This window comes from Synechococcus sp. RS9902, assembly GCF_014279635.1.
Classification (GTDB): Bacteria; Cyanobacteriota; Cyanobacteriia; order PCC-6307; family Cyanobiaceae; genus Parasynechococcus.
Genome location: NZ_CP047949.1, coordinates 1,384,890 through 1,397,442 on the forward strand (window position 1 = coordinate 1,384,890; position 12,553 = coordinate 1,397,442).

11 protein-coding genes are annotated in these 12,553 nt (G+C 61.7%); 7 read left to right on the plus strand and 4 right to left on the minus strand.

What is annotated here, in order from left to right:
• Positions 1–30: 30 nt before the first annotated feature.
• Positions 31–3,609, plus strand: coding sequence for a transcription-repair coupling factor (mfd, locus tag SynRS9902_RS07605; RefSeq protein ID WP_186508652.1), 3,579 nt, complete (start codon positions 31–33; stop codon positions 3,607–3,609).
• A gap of 79 nt (positions 3,610–3,688) precedes the next feature.
• Entirely contained in the window at positions 3,689–3,856 is a 168-nt protein-coding gene (locus SynRS9902_RS07610) for a hypothetical protein (RefSeq protein WP_006849887.1), read from the plus strand.
• A 1-nt stretch (position 3,857) separates the two neighbouring features.
• Here SynRS9902_RS07610 and SynRS9902_RS07615 read toward each other — a convergent pair whose 3' ends face one another.
• The 4 genes from SynRS9902_RS07615 to SynRS9902_RS07630 are packed head-to-tail and all read right to left on the minus strand — an operon-like array spanning position 3,858 to position 7,420.
• Positions 3,858–5,207, minus strand: coding sequence for a S41 family peptidase (locus SynRS9902_RS07615; protein WP_186508654.1), 1,350 nt, complete (start codon positions 5,205–5,207; stop codon positions 3,858–3,860).
• 34 nt (positions 5,208–5,241) lie between these two features.
• Positions 5,242–6,438: a (E)-4-hydroxy-3-methylbut-2-enyl-diphosphate synthase gene (ispG, locus tag SynRS9902_RS07620; RefSeq protein WP_115162065.1), complete on the minus strand. Its 1,197-nt coding sequence runs from the start codon at positions 6,436–6,438 to the stop codon at positions 5,242–5,244.
• A gap of 20 nt (positions 6,439–6,458) precedes the next feature.
• Entirely contained in the window at positions 6,459–7,022 is a 564-nt protein-coding gene (locus SynRS9902_RS07625; protein ID WP_186508656.1) for a uracil-DNA glycosylase, read from the minus strand.
• The gene (locus SynRS9902_RS07630; RefSeq protein ID WP_186508658.1) at positions 7,019–7,420 is read right to left on the minus strand and encodes a VOC family protein; all 402 of its coding nucleotides are present in this window, start codon (positions 7,418–7,420) and stop codon (positions 7,019–7,021) included. Before SynRS9902_RS07630 ends, SynRS9902_RS07625 begins: the two co-directional genes overlap by 4 nt.
• An 86-nt stretch (positions 7,421–7,506) precedes the next feature.
• On the opposite strand from SynRS9902_RS07630, the gene SynRS9902_RS07635 reads away from it, so the two are divergent.
• The 5 genes from SynRS9902_RS07635 to SynRS9902_RS07655 are packed head-to-tail and all read left to right on the plus strand — an operon-like array spanning position 7,507 to position 12,531.
• The gene (locus SynRS9902_RS07635; protein WP_186508660.1) at positions 7,507–8,685 is read left to right on the plus strand and encodes a pyridoxal phosphate-dependent aminotransferase; all 1,179 of its coding nucleotides are present in this window, start codon (positions 7,507–7,509) and stop codon (positions 8,683–8,685) included.
• A gap of 27 nt (positions 8,686–8,712) precedes the next feature.
• The gene (locus SynRS9902_RS07640) at positions 8,713–9,636 is read left to right on the plus strand and encodes a putative selenate ABC transporter substrate-binding protein (protein WP_186508662.1); all 924 of its coding nucleotides are present in this window, start codon (positions 8,713–8,715) and stop codon (positions 9,634–9,636) included.
• Positions 9,633–10,337 (plus strand): ATP-binding cassette domain-containing protein, encoded by a 705-nt coding sequence (locus SynRS9902_RS07645; RefSeq protein WP_186508664.1) that lies wholly within the window; start codon positions 9,633–9,635, stop codon positions 10,335–10,337. Before SynRS9902_RS07640 ends, SynRS9902_RS07645 begins: the two co-directional genes overlap by 4 nt.
• Complete coding sequence (locus SynRS9902_RS07650) at positions 10,316–11,848, plus strand: phosphonate ABC transporter (protein ID WP_186508666.1); 1,533 nt, start codon at positions 10,316–10,318, stop codon at positions 11,846–11,848. Before SynRS9902_RS07645 ends, SynRS9902_RS07650 begins: the two co-directional genes overlap by 22 nt.
• Positions 11,845–12,531, plus strand: coding sequence for a GDSL-type esterase/lipase family protein (locus SynRS9902_RS07655; RefSeq protein ID WP_186508668.1), 687 nt, complete (start codon positions 11,845–11,847; stop codon positions 12,529–12,531). The genes SynRS9902_RS07650 and SynRS9902_RS07655 overlap by 4 nt, the downstream gene beginning before the upstream one ends.
• The last annotated feature ends 22 nt before the right edge of the window (positions 12,532–12,553 follow it).

The following is a 12,553-nucleotide window of genomic DNA, read 5'->3' on the forward strand; positions in this document are numbered from 1 at the left end:
CGAAGATCATGGATTGCCGAGGCCTGCTCCATGCCGCTCCGTTCCCTGGTGACCAAGTTGCAGGAAACTGCACTCACCGGTGAGCTTGATGAGCGCTCAGGCCGCCCCGAACGTTTGTTGATGCGCGGGGCTGGTCGGTGCAGCCGAGCTCTGGTGGCCAGCGCGCTGTCACAACGGCGGGGAGCACCTCTGCTCGTGGTGGTGCCAACGCTTGAGGAAGCGGGACGCTGGACGGCGCTTTTGGAATTAATGGGGTGGAGCCAGGCCGGCCTGTACCCCACCAGCGAAGGCTCTCCCTATGAACCCTTCGATCCCACAAGTGAAATCACCTGGGGGCAGCTTCAGGTTCTGAGTGACCTGCTGGGGGAACCCAACGCGGCGTCCTGGGCCATCGTGGCCACGGAACGTTGTTTGCAGCCCCATCTCCCCCCGCCGGATGTTCTGAAAACGAAAACGCGCACCTTGCGCAAAGGGGATGAGGTTGATCTTGAAGCACTGGGCGAGACGCTGGCCCAACTTGGCTATGAGAGGGTCACCACCATTGAGCAGGAGGGGAGCTGGAGCCGTCGCGGCGACATCGTCGACATCTTCCCGGTGAGCAGTGAGCTACCTGTTCGACTCGAATTTTTCGGAGAGGAGCTCGACAAGCTGCGGGAATTCGATCCCGCCAGCCAACGCTCACTGGACCCCGTCGATGCGCTTCGACTCACACCAACAGGGTTTGGGCCTCTGATTGCGGACCAGCTCAGGGAGACGATGCCCGATGGACTGGAGCAATTGCTTGGTAGCGAGGGCACAGAGCAGCTTCTGAACGGCGGGACACCCGAAGGCATGCGCCGGCTGATGGGGCTCGCCTGGGAGCAACCAGCCTCGCTTCTCGACTACCTGCCGGACACCACAACAGTGGTGATCGATGAGCGACGCCAGGGCCTAGCCCACGGACAACAGTGGCTCAGCCATGTTGAGGAACATCACCACGACATGGCTGCTGAGGCGGGCCTGGACGAGGGCGATCGCAATCGGCTCTGGCCAGCGGTTCTGCACCGTGAGATTGAAGCCGCCTATGCCCTGACGGAGGTCTTCCATGGATTTGACATGGCAGAACTGCTCGAAGTTGACCAGCACCCCAACAGCTTTGACCTCGCCAGCCGCCCTGTTGCCGCCTACCCCAACCAATTTGGAAAACTCGGGGAACTGATCAAGGGATTTCAAACCGAGCGCACGGCGGTTTGGTTGGTGTCTGCACAACCCAGCCGAGCGGTTGCTCTGCTGGAGGAGCACGACTGCATCAGTCGGTTTGTGCCGAACGCGGGAGACAGCAATGCCATTTCCCGTCTGATTGAGCAGAACACCCCCGTCGCCCTGAAAGTGAGGGGCACTGCTGAACTTGAGGGTTTGCAGCTGCCGGCCTGGCGAATTGCCCTGGTCACCGACCGGGAATTCTTTGGTCAGCAGAGCCTGAGTTCCAGTGGTTATGTGCGCCGCCGTCGCAAGGCCGCCAGCCGCACGGTGGATCCCAACAAGATGCGTCCGGGCGATTTTGTGGTGCATCGAAACCATGGCATCGGCCGCTTCAAAGCCATGGAAAAACTCGCGATGTCAGGCGACATCCGCGACTACCTCGTGGTGCAGTACGCCGATGGAATCCTTCGGGTTGCCGCCGATCAACTGGGCAGCCTTGGGCGTTATCGGGCCACGAGTGAAACACCCCCGCAGCTCAACCGTATGGGTGGCACGGCCTGGAACAAGGCCAAGGAACGGGCCAAGAAGGTGGTTCGCAAGGTTGCCCTTGATCTGGTGAAGCTGTACGCAGAACGGCAACAGGCCGCAGGCTTTGCCTTCCCCTCCGACGGCCCCTGGCAGGTGGAAATGGAGGAGTCGTTCCCTTATGACCCGACGCCGGATCAACTGAAGGCCACGGCCGACGTGAAGCGGGACATGGAACGGCAGGAGCCGATGGACCGACTGGTGTGCGGGGACGTTGGCTTCGGCAAGACCGAAGTTGCGATCCGCGCCATCTTCAAAGCCATCACCGCTGGGAAGCAAGTGGCGATGCTGGCCCCAACCACGGTGTTGGCTCAGCAGCACTGGCGCACGCTCTCGGAACGCTTCGCGCCATATCCGATCAAGGTGGCTCTGCTGAATCGTTTCCGGACGGCGTCGGAACGCAAATCCATTCTCGATGGCCTGAAGCAGGGAACCATCGACGCCGTGGTGGGAACCCACCAGCTGCTCAGCAAAGGAGCGTCGTTCCAAGAGCTTGGTCTGTTGGTGGTGGATGAAGAACAGCGCTTCGGTGTCAACCAGAAGGAAAAGATCAAAGTGCTGCGGAAGGACGTCGACGTGCTGACCCTGTCGGCAACGCCGATTCCCAGAACGCTCTACATGAGCCTTTCGGGGGTGCGGGAGATGAGCCTGATCACCACACCACCGCCACTGCGCCGTCCGATCAAGACGCACCTGGCTTCTCTGGATCCGGAGGCGGTGCGCAGCGCCATCCGCCAGGAACTGGATCGTGGGGGCCAGGTGTTTTATGTGGTTCCCCGGGTGGAAGGAATCGAGGAGGTGGCTGCAGGCCTACGGGAAATGCTGCCAGGCCTGAAGCTTTTGGTGGCTCACGGTCAGATGGCCGAGGGCGAACTGGAGAACGCCATGGTGGCGTTCAACGCCGGTGAAGCCGACGTGATGCTCTGCACCACGATTGTGGAAAGCGGCCTTGACATTCCTCGTGTCAACACGATCCTGATTGAGGACGCCCACCGCTTTGGCCTGGCCCAGCTGTACCAATTGCGGGGACGGGTCGGTCGCAGTGGGATTCAGGCCCATGCCTGGTTGTTCTATCCGGGCAACGCATCGCTGAGCGACACCGCCCGTCAGCGGCTGCGCGCCATTCAGGAGTTCGCCCAACTGGGCAGTGGATACCAGCTCGCTATGCGGGATATGGAGATCCGTGGAGTGGGCAATCTCCTCGGCGTGCAGCAGAGCGGCCAGATGGAAACCATCGGCTTTGACCTCTACATGGAGATGCTGCAGGAATCCCTGGCGGAAATTCAGGGTCAAGACATACCCAGCGTTGAAGACACTCAGGTGGACCTCCCCGTCACGGCCTTTGTGCCTGCGGACTGGATCACTGATCCCGATGAGAAGATCGCGGCCTACCGAGCTGCCGCCGACTGCCTCACCGCCGAGGCCCTGGTGGAGCTGGCTGCGGGTTGGGCCGATCGCTACGGAGCGCTGCCCGCTGCCGTGGTGTCGCTCCTGCAGCTGATGGAACTCAAACTGCTGGCGAAGCGGTGCGGCTTCTCCAGGATCAAACCGGAGAAGCCCAACATCGTGCTCGAAACTCCCATGGAGGAACCGGCGTTCCGTTTGCTGCGCCAGGGGTTGCCCCAGCATCTGCATGGCCGCTTGGTGTATCAGGCCGGCAGCGGCATCCAGCACAAGGTGATGGCCCGCGGTCTTGGTGTTCTCCCCATGGAGAAGCAACTGGAACAGCTGATGGAATGGCTGCGTTTGATGGCAGCCCAGATTCCCGATGCCGATGGCAAAACGGATGCACAGCGGCAGGAGGAACTGCGTGCCAAGAATGCAGAGGTGGTTCAGGTCTGAAGCCTGAACCCAATTCTGAGAAAAACGTTACCAACCACGCAATTCTTCGTTACATTGGTACCAGCGAAATCCGTTGGACATGGGTGAATTCGTCGAGATCGGTGCTGGTGGCGTCTCTCTGGAACTGATCAGTGGCGTTTTCTGTGCCACTGCGCTTGGTGTGTATGCCCTGTTCCAGCCCGGCGCTTCAGACGATGATGACTCCAATGGTGGTGGCGGCGGCGGACTGATGCAGCCGATCTCCTGAGCTACTGCAGCGCGTAGCTGAGGTTGGCTCGGCCGGGTTGATAGGTCGTGCCCGCCTGAATTTTCTTCAATTGGTTCATCAGGGTCCCCTCAGCTTTCCTGTACTGACTGTCTTTCTGGGTTCCCAGGTCCTCAACCGAGAAGTTCATGATCTCCTGCTTCGACATCGCCGCTTCGATATCAGGTTGGATTCCGTTCTTGTGAATATCGGTTCCCTTGGGTGTCAGGTACTTCGCGATGGTGACCGTCAGACCCGATCCATCGGCCAATCCACGAACGGCTTGGACAAGCCCTTTGCCGAAGGTCTTCTGGCCAACGAGTTGGGCCCGGGAATTGTCCTGAAGTGCCCCTGAAAGAATTTCGCTGGCACTGGCGGATCCCTGATCAATCAGCACCACCAGGGGTTTGTCGGTGATCGCACTACCCGTGGCGCGCCTCACATCGCGGATTCCTGCGCGGGTTCGGGTGCTGACGATGGTGCCTTCATTGAGCCATTGGCGGGCGATGTCCACGCTCGCCTCGAGCAAGCCTCCGGGATTGCTGCGTAGATCCAGCACATAGCCCTCAGCATCCTGCGATTCCAGATCCTTGATGGCCGCACGCATCTCACGCGTGGCGTTGGCATTGAATTGCTTGAGACGGATGTAGCCCACCTTGCGGCCATTGGGCGCCGTGTTGAGCATGGCCTTCACGGCATGAATCTCAATGCGCGCCCGTTTCAACGGCACATTCAGCACCTGACCCTGGCGCCTGAGCCCCAGCACCACATCGGTGCCCTCCGGACCTCGGATCAACTTGACAGCGTCTTCGGTGGTCATGCCTTTGGTGGAGGCACCATCGATGGACACAATCACATCCTTGGGCTGAACACCTGCACGGGATGCAGGGGTGCCCTCAATCGGGGAGACAACAATCAGCTCCTTCGTGTCTTTGTCGAGACTGAGCTGGATCCCCACGCCCATCAACTCCCCGGAGGTGTCGATCTGCATTTCCTTAAACTCTTTCGGATCAAGGAAACGGGTGTAGGGGTCATCAAGGCTGGCGAGCATGCCCCGGATCGCCTCGTAGGATTCGGCGCTGCCCCCGTAGGACTTGCGCAGCAGATTGCTGCGCAACTGGCGCCACGTTCTTTCGTCGTAGGCGCCGGTGGAATCCAGGTAATCGCGATAAACGATCTGCCAGACCTGATCAATCACCTCCTTGGGGCTGTCGTGAATCGATCCGCCGGAGGCCGATGGCAGGGAAAGACCTGGCGAGCTGATACCCAGGGCGGTGACCACACCACCAACCCCCAGCATCAACAGCAAAGGAGTCGACCGAACCAAAGAACGCAGGCGCTGACTCCGAACCATGGCCCTTCAGGACTGATTCTTCAGACTAGCGAGATCAAGCGGGCTCCACCCAGCGACCGTCCTCTTTGATCAACTGGATGAGGGCTTCAACGCCCTCAGCTTCAGGCACCTTGCGGATTTCATCACGGCCGCGATACAGCGAAATCACGCCCGGGGTTTTACCGACGTAGCCGTAATCAGCGTCGGCCATCTCGCCGGGACCATTGACGATGCACCCCATCACGGCAATGTCCAGACCCGTGAGGTGGGATGTGGCGTTGCGCACCTTATGCAACACCTCCTCGAGATTGAACAGGGTGCGACCGCAGCTGGGGCAGGCGACGTACTCGACCATGGTCTTGCGCAGACCCAGGGATTGAAGAATCGAGTAGCAGACGGGGATTTCCTTTTCAGGGGCCTCCGTCAGTGAGACACGGAGGGTGTCTCCCAACCCATCGGCCAGCAGTGTGGCGATGCCTGCGGTGCTCTTGATCCGGCCGTAATCACCATCACCGGCTTCGGTCACGCCCAGATGGAGTGGGTAATTGAAACCTTCCTTGTCCATGGTGTCCGCCATCAGGCGGTAGGCCGCGAGCATCACCGGAGCCCGCGAGGCCTTCATCGAAATCACGATGTTGTGGAAATCAAGCTCATGGCAGATGCGCACGAATTCCATCGCTGACTCGACCATCCCCTCAGGGGTGTCGCCGTAGGTGAACAGCATCCGCTCCGCCAGGGAGCCATGGTTCACACCGATTCGAAGCGCCTTGTTCTGATCCCGCAGCAGGGTCACCAAGGGCTCGAACGTCTCACGGATGCGCTGACCGATGGCGGCAAATTCCTCGGGGCTGAACTCCTGGCGGTTCGGATCTGGCTTATCAAAAATGAACAGGCCGGGATTGATCCGGACTTTGTCGACGTGCTGGGCGACCTCCAGGGCGATCTTGACGCCGTTGTGGTGAACATCCGCCACCAGGGGAACGGTGCAGCCGCGCTGACGAAGCTCCTGACGGATCTGTCCCATCGCTTTGGCGTGGGCCATAGAAGGAGTCGTCACCCGCACGATCTCACTGCCCGCTTCCGCCAGGCGGATGATGCCGGCTACAGCAGCCTCGATATCGAGGGTGTCCTCGTTGATCATCGACTGCACCACGATCGGGTGCTCGCTGCCCACGGGCACATCCCCCACCATCACAGTGCGGGTCACACGGCGGTGGATCTGGGTGTCGTAGCGCCGATCCAGGGCAGTCATGGGGCCGGTGGTGAAGCGGGTCAACGTTCGCACAGCCTGCGCCGAACCGCGTCGAGATCCTGCCGTGTCAGATCCAGGGGCGCGCCGGCTGCTTTGGAGGGATTGCGCAGCAGATAGGAGGGGTGAAAAATCGGCATCACCGCCCGTCCATTCCAGCTCTGCCACTGACCACGAAGCTGGGTCATGCCACCCTTGATGCCAAGGATGGCCTCCACAGCGGTGGCTCCTGTGAGCACGATCACCGTGGGATCAACGGTCTCCAGTTGCAGGTCAAGCCAGGCACGGCAGGCGGCCAACTCAGCCTTTTTCGGCCGTCGGTTGTTGGGCGGCCGGCATTTGATCGCGTTGCAGATGTAGAGGTCATGCTCGGGATCCAGATCCACATCCCGCAGCAGTTGATCGAGGGCACGTCCTGAACGCCCGACAAACGGAATGCCCTGAGCATCTTCCTGAGCTCCGGGTGCTTCACCGATCAGCATCAGATCCGCCTTGGGGTTGCCGCGGCTGATCACGACGGTGTGACGCGTGCTGGCCAGATCACAGGCAGCGCAAGAACTGCAGGCCTCCAGGCTGGAGAGGGTCATGACGTCGGAGCAACAGATTCCAGGGGAGCCAGGAGCAACAGGGGATTGCCCTCCGGATCGTGGATCCAGGCCTCAGCACCAAAGGGCTCAAGCCGCGCCTCCTCGAGGAGCGATCCGCCACGCTGCAGGGCGTTGCTGAGCAGCCGTTGTAGTTCAGGCAGGGGTTCCTGCGATGGGGAGAGCCGCAAGCAGGGCGCCAGCGCTCGCCCTCGGGCTGGAAAAGAGCGCCGGCGTGAGGGCCTGTAGATCTCCAGCTGGGTGCCATCGCTGAACTGAACGATGCAGTGGTGCTCCGCCAGCCCAGGCTTCAACGTGGCTTGAAACAGCTCGCTGTAGAACGTCGCCAATCTGGCGCTGTCCTCTGCGGCCAAGACCCAGCTGATCTGTATCGCATTCATGGGCGCTGAGAAATCAAGGTTGTCTGCGACACCATCTGCGGCAGGATGATGAAGTTTTAAACGCACCGCGGGGAGGTGCGTTACCGATGCTGCGCCCGCCAGAACTTTCCGACCGGGCTGTCGCCCTCAAACCGTCGCTGACGCTGGAGATCAGCGCCAAGGCCAAAGCACTGCGCGACAGCGGTAAGGACATCTGCAGCCTCAGTGCCGGTGAGCCGGACTTTGCGACGCCTGCATTCATCGTTGAAGCGGCTCAGCATGCTCTGGGATCCGGCTTCACCCGCTACGGCCCCGCCGCGGGGGACCCCGATCTGCGTGCGGCTCTGGCCCACAAACTGAGCGTCGAAAACGAGATTCCAACCCAGCCCGAGCAGGTGATGGTCACCAACGGTGGCAAGCAAGCCATTTACAACCTGTTCCAGGTGCTGCTCAATCCCGGCGACGAAGTTCTGGTGCCGGCGCCCTTCTGGCTGAGCTATCCCGAGATGGCGGCCCTGGCCGGGGCGAGCACGAGGATCATCCCCACCAAAGCGGAGGAAGGCTTCCGTCTCGACCTCGCTCTACTGGAGCAGCAGATCACCCCACGCAGCCGACTGCTGGTGATCAATTCCCCTGGCAACCCCAGCGGCCAGGTGATGACACGGGCCGAACTGGAGGCCCTGGCCGCGCTGGTGGCCCGTCACCCCCAGCTGATGGTGATGAGCGATGAGATCTATGAATATCTCCTGGCCGATGGTCAGCAGCACTGCAGCTTTGCGGCCATTGCCGAAGAGATCCGCTCGCGCTGCTTCACTGTGAACGGTTTTGCCAAAGGCTGGGCGATGACCGGCTGGCGCCTTGGTTATCTGGCTGGAGATGCTGCCGTGATCAAGGCTGCTTCAGCCCTGCAGAGCCAGAGCACCAGCAATGTGTGCAGCTTTGCTCAACGGGGTGCCCTTGCGGCGATCGAAGCGCCCAGAGATTGCGTTCGCGAGATGGCCATCAGCTACAACCGCCGACGAACTCTGCTCACTGAAGGGCTGCAGGCTCTGGAGGGCATCACCCTGACGCCCCCTCAAGGGGCCTTCTACGCCTTCCCCCGCCTGCCGGACGGCGTGCCCGATTCGATGGAGTTCTGCCGGCAAGCCTTGGAACAGGAAGGCCTGGCCGTGGTTCCGGGCCTGGCCTTCGGCGATGACCGCTGCATTCGACTCTCCTGTGCCGTGGCGGATGAGACGATCCACAATGGACTGATGCGACTAAATCGGCTGCTTCGCTCCTTCTGATCCGATCTGATCACTGTCTTTTTCTGAATGTCTGTACGAGAACGCAGGGCCGTGGTGGCCACCGGTTTGATTGCCGGACTCGCACTCACGGCCAGTGTTTCCAGTTGCGGCGCACCCCAGAACGACGCCAAACAGGCCGTTCTGCAGATCGGTGCCATCCCCGACCAGAACCCCGAGAAACTCAATCGTCTCTACGGCACGCTCTCTACGGAACTCAGCGAAAAGCTGGATGTTCCCGTGCGGTATGCGCCGGTGAGCAATTACGCGGCGGCAGTAAGTGCTTTCCGCACCGGCAGCCTTGATCTCGTCTGGTTCGGTGGACTCACCGGTGTGCAGGCCCGGCTGCAGACGCCTGGAGCCCGGGTGCTGGCGCAACGGGACATCGATGCAGAGTTCACCAGTGTGTTCATCGCCAATGGCGCCAGTGGTTTGCGCCCTTTCACCAGTGCCGACCAACTGGTTGAGCTGAAGGGACGCCGACTGGCCTTCGGTTCGGAGAGTTCCACCTCCGGCCGCCTGATGCCCCAGTTCTTCATGGGGGAAAACGGCGTGAAACCTGAGGATCTGGCGGGGGGCGGCCCTGGCTTCAGCGGAAGCCACGACGCCACCGTTGCTGTGGTGCAGAGCGGTGCCTACGAGGTTGGCGCCTTGAACGAGCAGGTCTGGCGCAGCAATGTGGCGGACGGCCGCGTGGATCCCGGCAAGGTGTCGGTGATCTGGAGGACACCGCCCTACGTGGATTACCACTGGGTTGTACGACCCGGTCTGGATGATCGCTTTGGCGATAGTTTCACCAACAAGCTGCAGACCGCGTTGCTGGACCTGTCGGCAGACACAGAGAACGGCGCCATGATTCTCGAGTTGTTCGGTGCCGAACGCTTCATCCCCGCCAAGGACGAGGACTACGTGATGATCGAAACGGTGGGTCGCCAACTCGGAAAGATCCGTTGACGGCGCTGCTGGAGCTGCACCAGGTCTGCCTGGGGCAACGGCTCCAACCGATCACCCTCACCCTTCGTGCGGACCAGCGTGTGGTTTTGCTCGGTGCCAGTGGCGCCGGCAAAACCACGTTGCTGAAGCTCTGCAACGGGGCCTTATGCCCCGATGCAGGATCCGTGCACTGGTGTGGTCGCCCCCATCAGCAGTTGTCCCGCCGGCAACGGCGCCAAATCGGCACGCTCTGGCAGGACCTACGCCTGGTGGAGGAACTGAGTGTGATCCAGAACATCAACAGCGGTGCCCTGGGACGCCATGGGCTGCTCTGGGCGATTCGAAACCTGCTGGGTCCCCTGGACCCAAACACCTGCCTTGAGCTGATGCACCAGGTGAAACTGGAGGCCGATCTGCTTGAACAGCCCGTGCGTGAGCTCTCCGGAGGGCAGCGCCAACGGGTGGCTCTGGGCCGTCTGTTGCATCAGCGGCCTGAACTCGTGCTGGCGGACGAACCCCTCTCCGCCCTTGATCCCAGCCTCGCCGAAGACGTTCTCAACACCCTGCTTCTCTTGCCGGGCTGTCTGATCAGCCTGCATCGGCCGGATCTGATACACCGTTTCGATCGGGTTCTGGGGCTCCGTGGTGGTGCCCTGGTGATCGATGCGGCTCCAGACACCATTCATCGGGATCAGCTGGAATGGCTCTACGCATCGGCCTGAAGCCAGCCCTGCCGCTGATCCCATTGCTGCCGGGCCTCAGCCTGCTCGGCATTCTTGTGGTGCTGTTGCGCGATGGTCACGGCGGCGGACTTTCAGTTCTTCAACAGTTCGCGGCTGGGGCCGTGCAGCCCTCCATCGATCCCATCGTTCTGGGCAGCTTGCTCAACGGGCTCCAGATCACCCTGGTGATCGCCGTGATGTCCTGGGGCATCAGCAGTGTTCTCGGCGTGGGTCTCGGACTGCTGAGCTCAAGCACCTTCTGGGAAATCCTGGCGGACGTGCGTTGGCCTGCCGTGATCTTGCGCCGTTGGCTGGCGCCCCTGCGCGCTGTGCATGAACTGGTCTGGGGGCTGTTGCTGCTGCAGGTGTTCGGGCTGAATGGCTGGGTTGCGATCTGCGCCATCGCGATTCCCTACACGGTTCTGATGGCGCGGGTGATCGCCGATCAGGTGGATTGCCACGTTTCACCGGCCATTCCCGTCCTCAAGGGAGCCGGCGCCACGCCATGGGCAGTGATGCTCACCGGGCTGGTCCCACCGCTGGCAGAGCCGATCAGCGACCACATCGGCCACCGCCTCGATTGCGCACTTCGTTCAGCCTTGATTCTGGGCGTTTTCGGCCTCGGAGGACTGGGGACAGACCTCAGCCTCAGCCTGCGCTCGCTCCAATTTCAGGAGCTGTGGAGTGGGCTTTGGATGCTGGCCATCGCCATGGTGGTGCTCGACCGACTGCTGCGAACGCTGCGCAGCTGGTCACGCATGCTGATTCTTCCCGTGGCCATGGCCAGCCCCTGGGTTGCCCTTGGCTGGGGAACACAGCTGGATCTGCAGCTGGCCTGGCCAGTGGCTGAGTGGTCGATGGTTGTCGGCAACCTCATCGACGGATCCCAGGGATTCAATGCTGCCCTTGAGATCTCCTGGCCCGGGGTGATTGGAGCCACGGTGTGGATCACCCTGATCGCCGGTTGTGTTGCCACCGGCCTTCCACCGCTGTTGCTGCTTGTTTGGCCCAGCCAAGCCAGCCTGCGTTTGCAGGGAGTGATGTGGGGCGCGTTGCGACTCATCCCGGCCCCTCTCACCGCACTCCTACTGCTGATGCTGGCCAAACCAAGCCTGGCCCTGGCGGGGCTGGCCCTGGGGCTGCACCACGGGGGTGTGATGGGTCGGGTGCTGATCGACGCCCTCCGCAGCCGGGGATTGCGTTCCGCCCAGACCATGAAGACCTGCGGCGCCACCAACCGGGTGAGCTGGCTTTACGGCCCCCTGGCGGATGTAAGTCGCGCTTACCTCACCTATGCGACCTACCGATTGGATGTGATCCTGCGCGACACCGCGATCATCGGCATGGTTGGGGGAGCCGGTCTGGGCTGGCAGCTGATGGAAGCCCTCAGCTCGTTTCATTGGTGGTTGGTGCTCTGGATCGTGCTGATCTCCGCAGTGCTCACACTGCTGGGTGAGAGCCTGGGGGAACGACTTCAGGGGAGCTGGAACAGCCGGGCCATGGCCTTATGAGCGGTGCGAACGACGCCCCCCGTCAGCTGATCGTGCTCGGGGACAGTGGCGTGCATGGTTGGGGTGACCGTGAAGCGGGTGGCTGGTGCCAGCGACTGCGCCTGCGCTGGATGAACCTGCCCAACGCACCAGTGGTATACCCACTGGGCATCCGCGGGGATGGCCTGGAACGCGTGGCCGCCCGCTGGCGCAGCGAATGGAGCTGCCGCGGCGAACTGCGTCGCCAAACGCCGGGCGGACTTCTGCTCAGTGTCGGGCTGAATGACACCGCCCGCGTTGGTCGGATCGACGGCAGACCCCAACTGGATGTGGAGGCCTTTTCGTTCGGGCTGGGACAACTTCTCAATGAGATGACCCAGGAGGTGCAGGTGTTTGTGCTGGGCCTCACTGCGGTGGATGAACACGTGATGCCCTTTGCCGGCTGTCTCTGGTACAGCAACAGCCAGATCGCGGCTACGGAGGCCGTGATGGCCGAACAGTGCCGTGAGGCCGATGTGCCCTTCCTGTCCATGCATCAGGAGATGCAGCAGGAGCCCGACTGGTTGACCTGGATGGAACCCGATGGGATCCATCTCAATGCCGATGGCCACCGCTGGCTCGATCAGCGCTTGGGCCAGTGGGCGCCCCTGCAGGAGTGGGCCGGACTCGCTGCAGTTAACACATCAACACCTATCAGCATGTAAACGGGACCCGAAGCGACGACTA